This is a genomic window from Thiorhodococcus mannitoliphagus, assembly GCF_010915725.1.
Lineage (GTDB): Bacteria > Pseudomonadota > Gammaproteobacteria > Chromatiales > Chromatiaceae > Thiorhodococcus > Thiorhodococcus mannitoliphagus.
In genome coordinates, this window is the sequence record NZ_JAAIJR010000010.1 from 59,730 (window position 1) to 74,620 (window position 14,891).

Annotated in this window: 13 protein-coding genes; 8 read left to right on the forward strand and 5 right to left on the reverse strand. The window is 60.4% G+C overall.

Going from position 1 to position 14,891, the window contains the following annotated elements:
* Nucleotides 1-40: 40 nt before the first annotated feature.
* Both G3480_RS04135 and G3480_RS04140 read right to left on the reverse strand, forming a co-directional pair.
* On the reverse strand, nt 41-1,033 hold the full coding sequence (locus G3480_RS04135) for an aldo/keto reductase (protein WP_164652407.1): 993 nt from the start codon (nt 1,031-1,033) through the stop codon (nt 41-43).
* Between the two features lie 79 nt (nt 1,034-1,112).
* Complete coding sequence (locus G3480_RS04140; protein ID WP_164652408.1) at nt 1,113-2,078, reverse strand: cation diffusion facilitator family transporter; 966 nt, start codon at nt 2,076-2,078, stop codon at nt 1,113-1,115.
* A gap of 606 nt (nt 2,079-2,684) precedes the next feature.
* Here G3480_RS04140 and G3480_RS04145 point away from each other — a divergent pair.
* Nucleotides 2,685-3,095 (forward strand): hypothetical protein, encoded by a 411-nt coding sequence (locus tag G3480_RS04145; protein ID WP_164652409.1) that lies wholly within the window; start codon nt 2,685-2,687, stop codon nt 3,093-3,095.
* A gap of 1,198 nt (nt 3,096-4,293) precedes the next feature.
* Here the strand turns inward: G3480_RS04145 and G3480_RS04150 are convergent.
* Nucleotides 4,294-4,662 carry a helix-turn-helix domain-containing protein gene (locus G3480_RS04150; protein ID WP_164652410.1) on the reverse strand — a complete coding sequence of 123 codons (369 nt, stop codon included), beginning with the start codon at nt 4,660-4,662 and terminating at the stop codon, nt 4,294-4,296.
* 278 nt (nt 4,663-4,940) lie between these two features.
* Here G3480_RS04150 and G3480_RS04155 point away from each other — a divergent pair, with 278 nt between their 5' ends.
* Both G3480_RS04155 and G3480_RS04160 read left to right on the forward strand, forming a co-directional pair.
* Nucleotides 4,941-5,477 (forward strand): site-specific integrase, encoded by a 537-nt coding sequence (locus G3480_RS04155; RefSeq protein ID WP_164652411.1) that lies wholly within the window; start codon nt 4,941-4,943, stop codon nt 5,475-5,477.
* Between the two features lie 27 nt (nt 5,478-5,504).
* The gene (locus G3480_RS04160; protein WP_164652412.1) at nt 5,505-6,257 is read left to right on the forward strand and encodes a hypothetical protein; all 753 of its coding nucleotides are present in this window, start codon (nt 5,505-5,507) and stop codon (nt 6,255-6,257) included.
* On the opposite strand, the gene G3480_RS04165 is transcribed toward G3480_RS04160, so the two are convergent.
* Complete coding sequence (locus tag G3480_RS04165) at nt 6,187-7,518, reverse strand: hypothetical protein (protein WP_164652413.1); 1,332 nt, start codon at nt 7,516-7,518, stop codon at nt 6,187-6,189. The two genes, G3480_RS04160 and G3480_RS04165, sit on opposite strands and share 71 nt — an antisense overlap.
* Before the next feature lie 780 nt (nt 7,519-8,298).
* A complete protein-coding gene (locus G3480_RS04170; protein WP_164652414.1) occupies nt 8,299-8,736 on the reverse strand; it encodes a hypothetical protein in 438 nt (145 codons plus the stop codon).
* Nucleotides 8,737-9,480: 744 nt separating this feature from the next.
* Between G3480_RS04170 and ppk2 the strand changes: the two genes are divergently transcribed.
* From ppk2 to pstS (G3480_RS04195), 5 genes are all read left to right on the forward strand, one after another.
* Nucleotides 9,481-10,401 carry a polyphosphate kinase 2 gene (gene ppk2 / locus G3480_RS04175; RefSeq protein ID WP_164652415.1) on the forward strand — a complete coding sequence of 307 codons (921 nt, stop codon included), beginning with the start codon at nt 9,481-9,483 and terminating at the stop codon, nt 10,399-10,401.
* 343 nt (nt 10,402-10,744) lie between these two features.
* Nucleotides 10,745-11,659, forward strand: coding sequence for a phosphate ABC transporter permease PstA (pstA, locus tag G3480_RS04180; protein WP_240905577.1), 915 nt, complete (start codon nt 10,745-10,747; stop codon nt 11,657-11,659).
* Between the two features lie 385 nt (nt 11,660-12,044).
* Entirely contained in the window at nt 12,045-13,091 is a 1,047-nt protein-coding gene (gene pstS, locus G3480_RS04185) for a phosphate ABC transporter substrate-binding protein PstS (protein ID WP_164652416.1), read from the forward strand.
* A 10-nt stretch (nt 13,092-13,101) separates the two neighbouring features.
* Complete coding sequence (locus G3480_RS04190; RefSeq protein ID WP_164652417.1) at nt 13,102-13,380, forward strand: hypothetical protein; 279 nt, start codon at nt 13,102-13,104, stop codon at nt 13,378-13,380.
* Between the two features lie 315 nt (nt 13,381-13,695).
* On the forward strand, nt 13,696-14,757 hold the full coding sequence (pstS, locus tag G3480_RS04195; protein ID WP_164652418.1) for a phosphate ABC transporter substrate-binding protein PstS: 1,062 nt from the start codon (nt 13,696-13,698) through the stop codon (nt 14,755-14,757).
* The last annotated feature ends 134 nt before the right edge of the window (nt 14,758-14,891 follow it).

The following is a 14,891-nucleotide window of genomic DNA, read 5'->3' on the forward strand; positions in this document are numbered from 1 at the left end:
TGAACCTCGCTACCAGACACCCGGCCCAAACAGAACCGCATCAGCGGGTCGGTGGCGACATGAATTCCGGTCCCACGGGATCCGTCACATGCGCTCGAACAATCTGCTCGATGCTGTGGAGCGCCTCGCGGTCGAGGCTCCAGCCGTCGATGATGTTGACCGGGTCCATCTGATCGGGCCGACGTCCGCCCCAGAGGGCGACGCTGTGGCCGGGCTGGTCGAGTAGCCAGCGCAGGGCCAGCGCCATGACGTCCTTGTCGTAGTGCTCCCGGGCGAAACGGTCGAGCGCCGCGACCGCCGCCAGGTACTGATCGAAGCGCGGCTGCTGAAATTTCGGATCGCTCCGGCGCAGATCGTCGCCGTCGAATTGCCGCTCGCGCGTCATATGCCCGCTGAGCAGTCCGCGGCAGAGGGCGCCATAGGTCAGGGTGCCGATGCCGTGGCGCGCACAATAGGGCAGCACGGCATCGCCCGCCTCGCGCTCGAAGAGGTTGTAGGGCGGTTGATTCGCGTGCAGTGGGGCGACCGCGCGGAAGGCGTCCATCTGCTCCGGAGAGAAATTCGAGACGCCAATCGCGCGGATCTTGCCCGCTCGGAAGAGGTCGTCCATGGCGCGCGCGGTTTCCTCCATCGGCGTTTTCGGGTCCGGCCAATGGATCTGATAGAGGTCGATGCGGTCGGTGCCTAGGCGGCGCAGCGAGTCCTCAACCTCGCGCTCGATGCGCGCACGCGTCGCCTCGCGCCAGACCTTGGTCTCGTCGTCGGACCAGTTCAGCGCGCATTTGGTCGCCAGCACCACCTGCTCGCGCAGTCCGTGGCGAGCGATAGCCTTGCCGAGGATCTCCTCGGAGCGGCCCATGCCATAGACCGGCGCCGTGTCGATCAAGGTCACGCCGAGCTCGACGGCATGGCGGATGGTTTCGATTGAGGTCTCCTCGTCCGTGCCGCCCCACATCCAGCCGCCTATGGCCCAGGTGCCTAGTCCGATTCGGGAGACGTTCAAATCACTGCTGCCTAGGTTGGTGTATTCCATGATTGCTCCTGCGTGCAAATGAGTGTTGGGTCAAATGGGTGTTGGTTTCGGAACATCGCCTCGAGGATGCAGCCTCGATTCACCCTGATTGCGCGGTTGCCCGGTCCTGGTCCCGACGCAATGACTCGGCCTCAATGAAGATGCGCTTGATCTCCGGATGGCGTTCCCGGATGCCGCGCTCCAGCCGGTCCACCACGCCCATGATCGTCTCCGACGACAGGCCGGAGCGGAACCGGACATCTAGATTGAGAAGCACGTCATCGGGGCCAAAATGCATGGTCAGCGGACGACCGGCCTCGACCACGTCCGCGTCCTCGCGGGCGATCTGGCGAATACTCTCGGTCACCTGTGGATCCGCCGCTTCGCCGATCAACAAGCTGCGGCTCTCGTAAGCGAGGAGTAGCGCGACGCTGGACAGGGTCACGCCAATCATCATGGAGGCAATGCCATCCCACACCGCATTGCCCGTTATCTCAGTGAGATAGACACCGATCAGGGCGAATAGCAGACCCAGCAGCGCGGCGGAGTCCTCAAAGATCACGGTGACCGTGGTCGGATCCTTGGCGGCGCGTAGCGCCCGCCAGAGGCGCTTGTCCTTGACCGAGGGCAGGAATTCCCTGAGCGCGATTGTCCAGGAGATGCCCTCGGCGATCAGCGCGATCCCGATCACCGCATAGTTCCAGATGACATTGCCGCGCCCCTCCGGGGCATGACCGGTGACGTGGGTCACACCCTCGAAGAAGGTCAGCCCGCCGCCGATGCCGAAGAGCGCGACGGCGACGATGAGACTCCAGAAGTAGAGTTCCTTGCCATATCCGAAGGGATGCGCCTGGTCTGGCTTGCGCGTGGCGTTTTTCATGCCGAGGAGGAGCAACCCCTCGTTAGCAGTGTCCACCAGCGAATGGATGCACTCCGAAAACATCGCCGAGCTGCCGGTGTAGAGAGCCGCGACGCCCTTGGCGACCGCGATCACTCCATTCGCCGCCATGGCGCCATAGACGGCGATTGGTATTTTCTGTTTGTCCGCAACAGCTGACGCGCTCATGGTCTTTTCCTCGTTGGGTGTCGGCGGGGTGCGGTCCCTTGATTCCAGAAAGCGCGGGCGAACCCGCAAGGTGACTGTTGGAGACGGCCCCGACGAATCGCAATCAGCAAATTGCGCGCCGTAGACTTGGTTTAGCACGACGGGAGGGAAAGGTCATCGGTGTTCAGCCGTCGTGGAGCTTGTGCATGGGTTTGGTAGCGGTTGATAACAACCGGCGCCCTGGTGCCTTTGCACTGATTGACGGAGGCTCGACCCGATGCGGGAACGAAAAGAGTGCGGGCCTCTGCGGCGAGGAAACGAACGAAGTCTCGAAGCGCCAGGGTCTGCGGTCGCTACAGCTTTTTAACGACTTCGCCGGATGCCAGCCCTGGTCAGCCATTCTAGGGCTGAATGCATGACTTTACATAATATACATTATGCGCAATCAACGAGGCGACTCAGGAGGAGCTGAGCCCAGCGTCGGCACGGCCTGGGGCTGAATCTGACGGGTCCACGGCGGCTGACCCTGCGGTCAAAGTGACCGCTTCCCATTGCTGCGCGGATTCCTGGGATGAATGCCTAGATTCCGAGCTGCTTGCCCAAGGGTTCGCGGCCGATCCCAGCACGTTGCGCGCACTTCAGCGCGCCTGCCGGTTCACGACAGAACAAGCAGCCAAGGCCTGCCTGGTGTCCCCAAGGACCTATCGGCGTTGGCTCTCCAGCGGGAATCCGGATCCCACGGCCGTGCGTCTGCTCGCCATCCTCGCCGGCTTCGTGCCGTGGTCCGGCTGGGATGGCTGGGAGATGCATAACGGCTACCTCTTCCCGCCAGGCTACCAGCGCGGCGGCATCCCTCCGGGCGAGTTCTTCGCCTTGGTCTTCTATCGTCAGCAGGTCTCGGCTTACCAGGAGAGCAACGCGAAGCTGCGCGTGGAACTCCAGGCGCTTAAGGATGAGTGCGAACGGTTACGGGTCTGCGGCCGCGCGTTGCGTGCGCAGCTCGATCTGACGCGCGCCAAGGGGTCGGCGCATGGGTGAGGCGTTGGCGGTCCTGCATGTGCAGGAGCATGTAGCACCTGCACATAGTGCCACGGGTGTCGGATCGACGTGGCTGGGCAAACTGGTTTGAGTGGTTGCGCCAGGAGGGTGAGCGTGGCGAGAAGCTGGCCAAATTGCTTGGTCTGAATATGAATAGACTGATGTCGGCGGGGGTTCCTTCGCAAATGGGGTTTAAGCGTTGGTCTAAAACTTATGGATGAAAGCTTAGAACTTGAGTGCGTCGAGTGTGGGCGTGTCGTGTATCGGCGGCGTAGTCGGTCGCTCAGTGATGGTTTTTCTGTTGTCGCGGGCGTTTGCGAGTGCGGGGCACCTGCTCTATTGGTCCAAGCTCCCGAGCGGTTCGGGTCGCTTGTTGTTCTTCTGATCTTGGTCGCCTCTGCTGCTTTCAATCTTGCTGGCGAGCTTCGGATGTCTTCTCACTGAGCTTCCTCGTTGATGTGTCACAGTAAAACGGACAAGGGGCTCCTGGAGGGCCATCAATCCTGTACTCGGTTGGAGTCAACCGAGGGGTCCAGGTTTGCTACTGAGGCCGCTCGGGTGATCTGTCAGCCGAGTACAGGCCATGGATGGTCTTCTCGTCCGAAGCTGAGCCCAAGCCCCCTCTCCGCCTGAAAGCCCCCCCTCCTCGCAATCCTGGAGCGGCACGGGCGCGGGTGCGGATAAGTGTTGTCGTCGGCATCGCTCTTAGCTGCCGGATCACGACGGGCCGCCCCTCCTGGCCCGTCAGGGATGACGGGGCCACGCGCCAACGTCTCTTGCACTCTGCCACTCTTCGAGGGTCAGGGAAGGCCGAGGGCTCTTGCACGGCCTCTTGGGTCGCTCGGCGCTTCCGAGCCCGTCCCTCTTCTAACGGTTTCCCGTTGCGCTTCGGCGCCTTCCTGTCCATGTGGCTTTCTCAGGGCCTGTGAGCCGCGCGCGCCTGTCGGAGCTTGCGGAGACTGCGCGCGCGGCGCGCGGGCTCTGAGAGCGTCACGGAACGGGAGAGGGCAAGCATCCGGTTTCCGGTTGCGATGGGTTGGCGCTTGGTGGCGCGGTGGCGAAGCCCCGCGCTTATACGTGCGGCTCTGCCGCACCGAGCGACTCCTGGCGCTCGATACGTGCGGCTCTGCCGCACCGAGCTGCCAGTCATTCGGGGGATGCGTGCACCAAGGGCCGAGGGTCAGGTGCCATCGGTACCCTACTCTTCTCCGGTGAACATTCGCCGGGTTTTCGACATGGCGTTCTCCATGTCGCACGCGTTGCAGTAGCGGTCTAGGACCGGTACTAGGTCGGATTGCTGCTTGGCGGTGAGTTCGCCGAGTCGATCCATCAGGATGTAGAGCAAAGGCTCGCGTTCGCGGCCGTCCGTTTGTGGCTCCAGGAGCAAGCTATTCGGCGAGCACTCCAGCCCCTGGGTCAGCTTGTAGAGCGTCGATAGTCTGGGGTCTCCGTCGTCTTTCTCGATGCGCGAGATCTGCTGTAGACGCATCCCTGCGCGCTCTGCGAGCTGGTCTTGAGTCCATCCCTTTTCATGGCGCAAGCGTCGAACGTTTTCACCGAGTGACATGATCGAGGTTCCCGATAGAGAGCAATTTTTGCCGTCTGTCGGATCATATCGCGGTCTTTTTGTCCGGCACCCTGGATTCATCGGATACGTTGATATACATTCAACTCATCTGGGAATTGACAGGTTGTCGTAGGCATGGGCCAGACCACTTATACATTATACGCATATCCAGACGTTTCAGGACTGGTGCTGCGCAGCCTGAAGATTGCCCGAATCGGGCACCAAACTGACTTGTCAGTCGTCACTCTCCGAGCCCCCCTTGTTCCCGCTGCACTGCAGTGCAGCGTCGCTGTCGGCGGGCGCTCGCCGGGATCGACGCCTTTTACGCCCACGTCGAAGCGACGCACGGCGCCGATGTGCTTGATCGCCTCCTGGTCACGCTGGACATCGATGCGGTGACCAGTGCGCTTGAGGCGTTCCTTGCTGGAGATGGCCATGGCGCGTGCCAACGCGGCGCTATCCCAGACAGCGCGCGATCTCCTGGTCGGCACGACATGCGCCACACCGCTGCGCAGCGCCTCGCCGACATCGGTGCCAACCGGCTGACGATTGCCGAATTCCTGACCCACGAGGACATCAAGACGGCGAACGCTTACATCGAGAATAGCCCGGCGCAGGCCGAGATCGTCAATCAGGCCCTCGGTCAGAGCCCGGTATTCCGCAAGCTCGACGCGGAGATGAAGCGCCGCTCGATCGCGACGTCCGAGCACGCGCGGCTGGATCCGGACAAGCAGGTCATGGACGCGCCGAACGGCTATCCGATCGTCGGCATCGCTGACTACCACAAGGTCGCCGACAACGCCGGGCTCGCCTGAGACCAGATCCTCTCCGGCACCGGCGCGGTGGCGTCGGCCGAACGCTGGAACCTGAGCGCTATCGCTGGCGTACCGGGCACCAAGCTCTACCTGTCGAGCTTGGGCACGGACGCCAAGACCCTCGCCGAGATCAATCGCCGCCGAGCCGATCGCGGCGAGGTGTCCATGGATGCGACCGCCCTGCCCCGCGGTTGGCAAGACCTGGTGCGTGCTCTGATCGTCAAGCATCTGGTTGCCGAGAAGAAGACCCCAGGACACGCGGCCAACAACGTGGCGCGTCCGACGCGCTGCCTCGCGACCTGCTGCTTGCCCAAAGAGCCGTGGGAGATCACGGCCGAAAACCTCCGCAATGCCCTCGACAGCATCGCCGCAGTCTCCGCGAAGACGGTCGAGAACGCCGAGATGTTGGCGCGATGGATGAGCGCCGAGCGGCTAACCCACGCGCATCCACTGATCGGCCCGCGCAAGCGAGGACGCGCTGCGCTCAGGGCCAGCCGTGCGACTGACATTCGCGACAGCCTCGATGAGCGCAAGCGCCTGAACCGACTCCCTGGGGAGTTAAGGAATTCTGGGAGTTGGTGCGCCGCCCTCGACGAGAGGCCCGCCTCCTTCTACGATAAGCCCAATAGGTTTATGAAACCGATTATGTGCGCTATAACGATTATCTACACGAGGATCAATGTTTTGCATCGGACCATGGCACGGGCCACTAAAAATCATTATGCAATCCATCGTCGCCGAAAATGTAACATTTTTCGCTTAAGAACCTCTGACTACTGAAGTCGAACCTATATCCAGAAAGAGGTTCGCGTTTGCCATATAGTTTTTTGTAAGCGATTTCTGCTGTTATACAGATTTTCGGCTTAACGCATTCAAGACCTTCGCATTTTGGAACTGATGCGACCATTGATGGCTCCCAGTCATAGGATTCATTTGTAGTTCTGACAAACGTTACACTAGGAAGCCAGAAAAAATCTGGTTTTTTAAATTTGGAATGCCATACCACGCGATTATCGACTTGACTTGTTCCAAGAGTGTCGATCGTTACATCCGTGTAACTGTAAGTCTTCGAGTATGAGGCATTAACCCCTCCAGACCCGATTCCGATTGAGATGGTTTGGGTATGCTCTTGGTTGCTCGGCTGGGGAATATGTTTGTATAATGTTGCATCGTTAAGTTTAACGTTGAAGTCAGTGCTGACAGTATACCATCCGCATTCATAAAGTGGCCCATATTCTTTGCACTTTTTAAACTCCGGTCTTGATGTCAATATAAAATCAAAGCGATACCAGTCTTTTTTATCATTTAGTGGTGGTTTTTCAAGCTTAAAGATTTCAATACTCCAGCGACCTTCATTGCCAGAATCAAGCCTGTCGCGGATGTCTTCTTGTTGAATTAGAATCCATGCGCTTTCACTTGCCGCACGTTCCTTTAAAACGGCACCCATCTCTTCTATATCGACATCAATCTCTGCCGTCCAATCAATCGAGGCTTCCATGAGCTCTTGAAAAGATAGGTTATTTGTAGGTAGAAGCAGCTCCTCACCACGGTATAGGAGGTAGTGCCACGAGTCTTCAGGCGCATAAGCATTGAACAAAATAATGCTCTCACCCATCCCAAGAATATCGCGGAGCACTGTACCGTCGCTGGTATTGATGCTAATTAATGCGCCCGCATTGAAAAGGGTTTCTAATGCAGAAATATCCACGCTGCCAAGTTCGCTGATCACGCTGTTACTCGTGAAATGCAGCGTTAACTTTGCGTTGCCAGCTCTTAAGTCGTCAAGGGATGTTTGGTAGGCAGTTGCTACTTCAGCAAGAGTAGTATAAGTTTCACTCGGATTCCAGTCATTGTTGAAAAATATTCTGCTCAGTTTTTCATTATTATAACGCCTTAATAAGTCAGAGGATACAGTAATAAGGTCGTAAGGCTTTATGTCTACCTCTACTTCCTCGTAGTCATCCTCGGCGCATACGTTGAGCGGTGCCGCGATTACAAGCACTGCGATCATAGAAAATAGAATGCGAGCTAAAGCTTTCACTAACAGGTCTCCGAAAATTATTTGTGGCCATTTTGGGACCAAACTCGGCTGGGCATCGGTGTGTCACTTGGCCAATGTGCAAACCTACTTGACGCTAGCAGTTGGCCACGACTTTTTCTGTGACTAAAGTCCGCATTTGGCCGAGTCCTTCCGGTGAGCTGCCATGGGTGAGTTTCCGCTAGTGGGGCACGACGATCAGTCGAGTGGCCTGGCGCAGTGGCGGATCGGGGTCGACAGCCAAGCCCCGGTCTTCTACCGCCAGCAGATCAGCGCCTATCAGGAAGCCAACGCGCAGCTGCGCGCGCGGATCGCGGCCTTGGAGGCGGTGGGAGCTTCGTCGCCGCTCCCTGAGGACTGGCCCGCACGGGAGGATCAAGATGGCTGCGTCTCGAGCACCGCGCCAACTTGGCGGCCCGCAGGGAGCGGAGGCTGCGCGACTCAGCAAGCGCTCGCAGATCATCGCGCCCCAACCGCGAGCGTCCTCTGCGGCACAAAGCTGTCGACCAATCGCGCCCTTGGTCAACGCCAAGATCCCATCGGGGGCCTGAATGAAAGTCGTACCGCTCGGGCAGAGGTTCCGGTGGCGGCTCTCTATGAAAGGCTGCCCTGCCCTCACAACGCAGGAATCCGACTCGCTACAGGGCCTCGACGACCAGGCGCTCGATCTTCTGTAACAGGTGCTCGCTAAGGTGCGCCCTGCCCGGCGGCTGACGACAGCCTGATTCCGGCTCCAAGGTAGAGCCCTGATCCGGGCGCTTCGATCAAGGCAGCAATCGTCAGCTAGACGATGCGCCGTGGCTGTATCGAGCCCAAGTCGGCCTCGATACGTTGCCAGGCTAAGCTGCGCAGACACTTGCCGCGTCTGGCGTGGCGCCAGGCCTGCCAGTCCTGGAAGGGCCGCCACAGGTGCGAGTCGGACGTGAGCCGCTCGATGTAGAAAGGCTTCTGGTAGGCGATGCAAAAGGGCCCGAACTTGGGGTTGTTGTCGATCCAGCTCTTTGTATCCTTTTCCACCGGCTCGGCGTAGCAGATCTGGCAGACGCGCTGGTCGGACTGAATCGGCCAGTAGGGCTCCAGCCAGACCACACCCAGGCCCGCGCTGGTGTCGACGATAAAGACCTCAGCGACGCACCTGTACTCGCGCTCCAAAGGCTTGCTGCGCAGCGGCAACAAGACCTTTAGCGGCGTGCTCTGTTTGACGGCCTGGGGGAATTCCATACCAGGGACTGGTCGCCCTCCAATTGCTGCGCCCAAGCCAGCGGCATGAGGAGCAAGCGTTGAGGAAACTCGGTTCATCGCGACACCTGGGAGCCGGTGTACTCATCAGGTTTCAGCCTGAAGCACATCCATCCATCCAGCCAGTCTGCAGGCCGTTTGCGCTCGTGACGACTTGGGGGCAACCAGGCTACGAAGGCTAGGGATGCCGGATTTTAGCTCAAGGGTGAGAGAAGACGCACGCAGGTCGTCGGAAAGCCGAAATGCCGATTGTGCCAAGCGGCGGTAAGGTCCGGTCGATGCCAGGTCAGACGCCGATCAAGATCATCAACCCGAGACAGCTGGTATGAGATTTTCGGCAATCGCCTGAGGTGGTCTTTTGGCAGACCAGTCGGCCACCCATTGGGTGAGGCATTTAAGAGGCTGTCTGGAAATCATCGTAGAGGTCCCTAGGATCCTTGAGGGCGAAAAATGCTCGCAGATGAGTCAAATTTAGATGCAGCGTCCGACCATCCAAGGCCATCGGGATCGGGATCGGGATCGGGATCGAACCGACGATAGCGATTCCGACCCCGATAGCGATCCCGATGACATGACTCGTCGGTCTGAGGCGAAGCCTCCCTAGGAGTTTCCAGACAGCTTCTAAGACGGAAAAGCAGCCTTTGAACGGAGCTTCAAGCGAGTTTCTTTCAGCGATTTCGAGGTCATGACAACCCCTTCTTGGTTCACCACAACCGGAGCATGCGTATGAGCGATAAGGATCAACAATTCGAGGGCATGGACTGGCTTAGGGCCGAACTCGAGGACGCGCTCGATGAGGACTACGAGCTGGAGATTTCAGAGCCCGCGCTGTCCATGGAGCTGCGCAAGATTTACAAGCGCAGGCACCCGGACACACTTGACCGTCGAGCCTACTTCGAGGGCTTGCTGACGCTGCAGGCCGAACTCATCAAGCTACAGGACTGGGTAGAGCACAGCGGCGAGAAGATCGCGGTCATCTTCGAGGGTCGTGACGCGGCCGGCAAGGGCGGTGTCATCAAGCGCATCACACAGCGACTCAATCCACGTGTCTGCCGCGTGATTGCGCTGAGCAAGCCCAGCGAGCGCGAGCGCACGCAGTGGTATTTTCAGCGCTATGTGCCGCATCTTCCCGCAGGCGGCGAGATCGTCCTCTTCGATCGCTCCTGGTACAACAGGTCCGGCGTCGAGCGGGTCATGGGCTTCGCCAGTCCGGATCAGGTGGAGCAGTTCTTCCAAGACGTTCCGGAGTTCGAGCGCATGCTGGTCCGCTCCGGCATCAGACTGATCAAGTATTGGTTCTCCATCACGGACGAGGAGCAGCAGCTGCGCTTCCTCATGCGCGTTCACGACCCACTCAAGCAGTGGAAGCTCAGCCCCATGGATCTCCAGTCCCGGGTGCGCTGGGAGGCCTATACCAAGGCAAAGGAGGAGACCTTGGCGAGGACCAACATCGCAGAAGCGCCCTGGTTCATCGTGGAGGCCAACGACAAGAAGCGCGCCCGCCTGAACTGTATCCACCATCTCCTCGACCAGATTCCTTACGAGGAAGTGCCTCACGAGTCCATCAGCCTGCCCGACCGAATCTTCAATCCGGACTACGAGCGCGAGAGCCTGCCGCCGGAGCTGCACGTACCCAAGCGCTACTGATTTGAGCCGAAGTCCCGCGCGCCGCCGCGCCCAGGCGACTCCAGCGCAGGCGCGCGCGCTCGATAGCGCGTGCTGGCGCAGCCTTGGAGCACCCACCGATCCCGTGCCGCGAGCGCTCGCTCTGACGCTGGGACATGTGGTAAATAGCTCACCGCAGCAACAGCGGGCTGGGTGAGATTGCCCATCTCAGGACTCGCCGCGAAGACGAGAGCCCTCTGCCCCACAAGCCCGGTGCTCAGTAGCGGGTTGCAGTCTCACGCGCAATTCGATCGGCTTCCCTGTGGTGGCTGCGCGCGCGGCGCCCCACTCGGCAGCAACAAGCTCCAAGGTCTGGGAGGTTTCAATGCTTGAGAAGGATCACAGAGATCAAAAGGCTGATCAGGACGCCATGGGGCCTGAACTCGATCTCACCCGGCGAGCCTGGGAGCGTCGAACTCTCACCAACGGCATCATGACGTCGCTCACCTGGATCGTGGCGGCCGCTGCGGCCATCCCCTTGGTCTCGGTGATCTATCTGCTGCTGGAAAAGGGTGGCACCCGGCTGTTCAGCGCGGACTTCATGGAGATTCTGACCGGCCTCCCGCCAGCGGGCTTCGAGCTTGGGGGTGGAATCGGGCCAGCCATTGTCGGGACCCTGGCGATGGTGGGTATCGCCTGCGCTATCAGCATCCCGATCGGGGTGCTCGCCGCGATCTATCTCGGTTTTCTCAACCCCAGCAGCAAAGTGGCGCGGACGTCGCGCTTCCTCGCGAAGGTTCTCACCGGCTTCCCCTCCATCATGGCAGGCGTTTTCGTCTACGCGATCATCGTCGCCCACTGGGGTTATTCGGCATGGGCCGGCGGCATCGCCCTGGCTGTGCTCATGCTTCGCACGGTTGTCCTTGCGGCCGAAGAGGCACTGGCACAGGTGCCACAGCTCATGAAGGACGCCGCCTACGGCATGGGCTGCACCCGCTCGCAGGTGGTCTGGAGCGTCGTCTTGCCGACCGCACTTCCCGGCATACTCACCGGGGTTATCCTCGCCATCGCGGGCGCCGCCGGGGAGTCCGCCCCGCTGCTCTTCACCGCCCTCTTCAGCAACTACTACATCTCCGAACTCGCCGAGCCCACGGCCTCGCTCTCCATCCTCATCTACAACTTCTCCGGGATGCCCTTCGAGAATCAGATCGAACTGGCCTGGACCGCGTCGCTGGTTCTGGTCCTGCTCGTTCTAGGGTTCAATATCATGGCGCGCTTGGTCCAGCAGCCCAGGGTGTAGGGACGGATCCGGACCGGCGACGGGGTGCGGGTTTCGTCGGCGGGCTGAGCTGGATGGATCGCCTGCTGAGCCACGCTAGCTCATCGCCCGGATGCTGGTCCGGCTTTGCTCCGGGTTGTCTCGGCTGCTTGGCGGCCTTGTTGTCACCAAGCTGTTGCTTCGTCAAGTTGCCACTTCATCTCGATAAGCTCGCCGCTGAAGCTGCACAGGCGTGCCGATCGCCCAGGCGCCCAAGGCGCACAGGCACGCCGATCCACCTCGACTTCCAGACCGATGGCAGTACACCTTTCGCGCATTGTCATCGAATCGCAATCTTTGCCCTTCATGCTGGTGCTCTCATATATCCAGCTCCTCTCAAGTCAACCCCCAACGACCTTGAAGACACATGAACCTTGCACCGCTCCTCCGCTCAGTCTCCCTCCTCCTGGTCGCCCTCACCCTCACCGCGCTCAGCTTCGCGCCACGGGCAGCCGAGACCATCAAGATCGTCGGGGCCGGGGCCAGCTTTCCTGCACCCATCTATCTGCGCTGGTTCCGTGACTACTATCTCGCGCACCCCAACGTGAAGATCGACTATCAGGCCATTGGCAGCGGCGGTGGCGTTGCCAACTTCATCAAGGGGATGCTCGACTTCGCTGGCTCCGACGTGCCCATGACGCTGGAGCAGATCGCGCAGGTCGAGGGCGGCGTGATTCAAATCCCGATGACCGCAGGCGCTATCGTCATCGCCTATGATCTGCCCGGCGTCGATGGGCTCAAGCTCAGCCGCAACGCGGTCGCCGCCATCTTCCTGGGCGAGATCGATCACTGGAACGACCCGCTGATTGCATCGGCGAATCCAGGTGTGGAGTTGCCGAACATGCCCATCTTCGTCGTCACGCGCGGCGATGCGAGTGGGACCACCTTTGTGACCACACGCCATCTGGGCGCGATCAGCCAGGAATTCCGCGAGAAGGTCGGCATCCAGATGAATCCGGTCTGGCCAAAGGACCTCCAAGAGCGCGGCGCCTTGCTGCGAGGCCAAGGCAATGGCGGGGTGGCTGCCTTCATCAAGGCCATCCCCGGCTCGATCGGCTACATCCAGCACGCCTACGCCCATCTAACCAACATGCAGACGGCGGTCTTGCAGAACAGCAAAGGCGAGTACGTTCCGGCGAACGGCGAGACCTTCCGCGCAGCCGTGGAATCCTTTCGCGCGGATCTGGACCTATCCGCCATTGCCGATCCCGAGGGCGACGACTCCTATCCCATCCTCTCTCTCTCCTGGCTGATCTTGCGCAAGGACTACCCAGACGACAAGGCGGCGGTCATCCGCGACGTGGTGCACTACGCTTTAACTGACGGTCAGAAAGTCGCTGATTCGCTGGGCTATATCCCGCTCACGGCCGAGGCAGCCGCCCGTCTGCAGAAGAAGATCAATCAGATTCACTGAGGTGACGCAAATGACGCCATTGGAGAAAACCGAAGCTCTCTACCGTGAGCTGATTGCCGGGTATGGCGATGGAGAAGAGCGCGAGCTGCGCGCCGCTGCGAAGCTGCTCATGGTCGCCCTGAGCAAGCTCAAAGAGCATGGCGGCCCTGGCTGGCAGGGTCTGGTGGACGAGTACCTCATCATGCTGCGAAACGATCCAGAGCGTTTCGAGCGCATGCTGGAGTCGAACCGCGGCCAAGGCAAGCGCCCGAGCATGAGAGAGGATGGGGCGGGCAGCCTCATTGCCTGAACGGCAGGGGCGCCTGACGACGCTTGGCTCGGCTCATCACTCAGGGCGCGAACTCAATTGGGTCTCTATGCCCAGGTTGGTGCAGTCCACTGCGGGATGCGCTTGTCGTCGCACCCAATCGCCAGCCCCTGACTGGATTCTTCAATTCAATTTCAACCGCTTACAGACAAAAGCCAATCCTCAAATGTTCACGCAATCGTCATCGTTCCTTAACACGGATGTCTGAGCCGCCGGCGAAAATAGCGCTGCATTCAAACGCTGGCCGCTGTCCTAAGGGCAGGGTCGGAACGGCCTTTAATCCCATCGGAGTCTCGTATGCGAAAGGCATCCCTCATCAGATCGGCGGTTGCCGCCGGTCTCGTTTCCGTATTTGCGCTCTCCGGCACCGCCGCTGCCGATGACGTCAAGCTCAACGGCTCTGGCGCAAGCTTCCCCTTCCCCATCTATGCCAAGTGGTTCAAAGACTTCAGCAAGGCCACCGATGGCATCCGCGTCGACTACCAATCCAAGGGCAGTGGCGCCGGCATCCAGGACCTGATCAACCACACCGTTGATTTCGCCGCCTCCGACGCCGCCATGAACGACGAGGAGATGGCCAAGGTCGAGGAAGGCGTGGTGCTGCTGCCGATGACCGCGGGTGAAGTGGTCGTCATCTACAACCTCAAGGGTGTCGATACACTCAAGCTCCCGCGCGACGTCTATCCGGCGATCTTCTCCGGCGAGATCACCGAGTGGAACGATCCCAGAATCGCCGCCGCCAACCCAGGCGTCGAGCTGCCGGCTAAGACCATCACAGTCGTGACCCGCTCGGATTCCTCCGGTACCTCCTTCGTCTTCACCGGCCACCTGTCCAACATCAATGCGGACTTCAAGTCCTCCGTCGGTCAAGGCAAGGCGCCCAACTGGCCGAAGGCCGGCAACTTCGTCGCAGCGCCAAAGAACGACGGCGTCACCGCTCAGGTCCAGCAGAACGAGGGTTCCATCGGCTATGTCGAGTACGGCTATGCCAAGCTGACCAAGTGGAAGCAGGTGGCCATGCTCGAGAACAAGTCCGGGAGCTTCGTCGCACCGGGTCCCGCGAGCGGCGCAGCCGCGCTGGCCTCGGCCGAGTTCCCGGACGGCACGCTGCCGAACAGCGATGTGCCGAACCTCATCGCCTGGGTCTGGGATCCGGCTGGCGAGGATGCCTATCCGATCGCGACCTTCACCTGGATGCTCTTCTACAAGGACCAGGACGACGACAAGGCCGCAGCCCTGCGCAAGATGGTCGAGTACGGCATCGAGGAAGGTCAGAAGATCGCCGATTCCATGGGCTACATTCCACTGCCCGAGAATGTGCGTGAGAAGGTTCTCAAGACCGCCGACTACATTCAGTAAGGCCGTCAGGAGTCGGTCGGGGTGCGCGCGGCCCAAAGCCCGCGCCCCCCCGGCGGGGCGGATCCGCGAGACGTGGGCGCTGGCAGCCCACAGCCCAACCGCCGCCCCCCCCGCGCAGAGCGGCGACGATAGCC

What these genes read in the sequence shown, in the direction of transcription:
- pstS (WP_164652418.1), top strand. Translation starts at nt 13,696, where the DNA reads ATGCGAAAGGCATCCCTCATCAGATCGGCGGTTGCCGCCGGTCTCGTT.
- G3480_RS04150 (WP_164652410.1), bottom strand. Translation starts at nt 4,662, where the DNA reads ATGTCACTCGGTGAAAACGTTCGACGCTTGCGCCATGAAAAGGGATGG.
- G3480_RS04170 (WP_164652414.1), bottom strand. Translation starts at nt 8,736, where the DNA reads ATGGAATTCCCCCAGGCCGTCAAACAGAGCACGCCGCTAAAGGTCTTG.
- G3480_RS04140 (WP_164652408.1), bottom strand. Translation starts at nt 2,078, where the DNA reads ATGAGCGCGTCAGCTGTTGCGGACAAACAGAAAATACCAATCGCCGTC.
- ppk2 (WP_164652415.1), top strand. Translation starts at nt 9,481, where the DNA reads ATGAGCGATAAGGATCAACAATTCGAGGGCATGGACTGGCTTAGGGCC.
- pstA (WP_240905577.1), top strand. Translation starts at nt 10,745, where the DNA reads ATGCTTGAGAAGGATCACAGAGATCAAAAGGCTGATCAGGACGCCATG.
- G3480_RS04135 (WP_164652407.1), bottom strand. Translation starts at nt 1,033, where the DNA reads ATGGAATACACCAACCTAGGCAGCAGTGATTTGAACGTCTCCCGAATC.
- G3480_RS04190 (WP_164652417.1), top strand. Translation starts at nt 13,102, where the DNA reads ATGACGCCATTGGAGAAAACCGAAGCTCTCTACCGTGAGCTGATTGCC.
- pstS (WP_164652416.1), top strand. Translation starts at nt 12,045, where the DNA reads ATGAACCTTGCACCGCTCCTCCGCTCAGTCTCCCTCCTCCTGGTCGCC.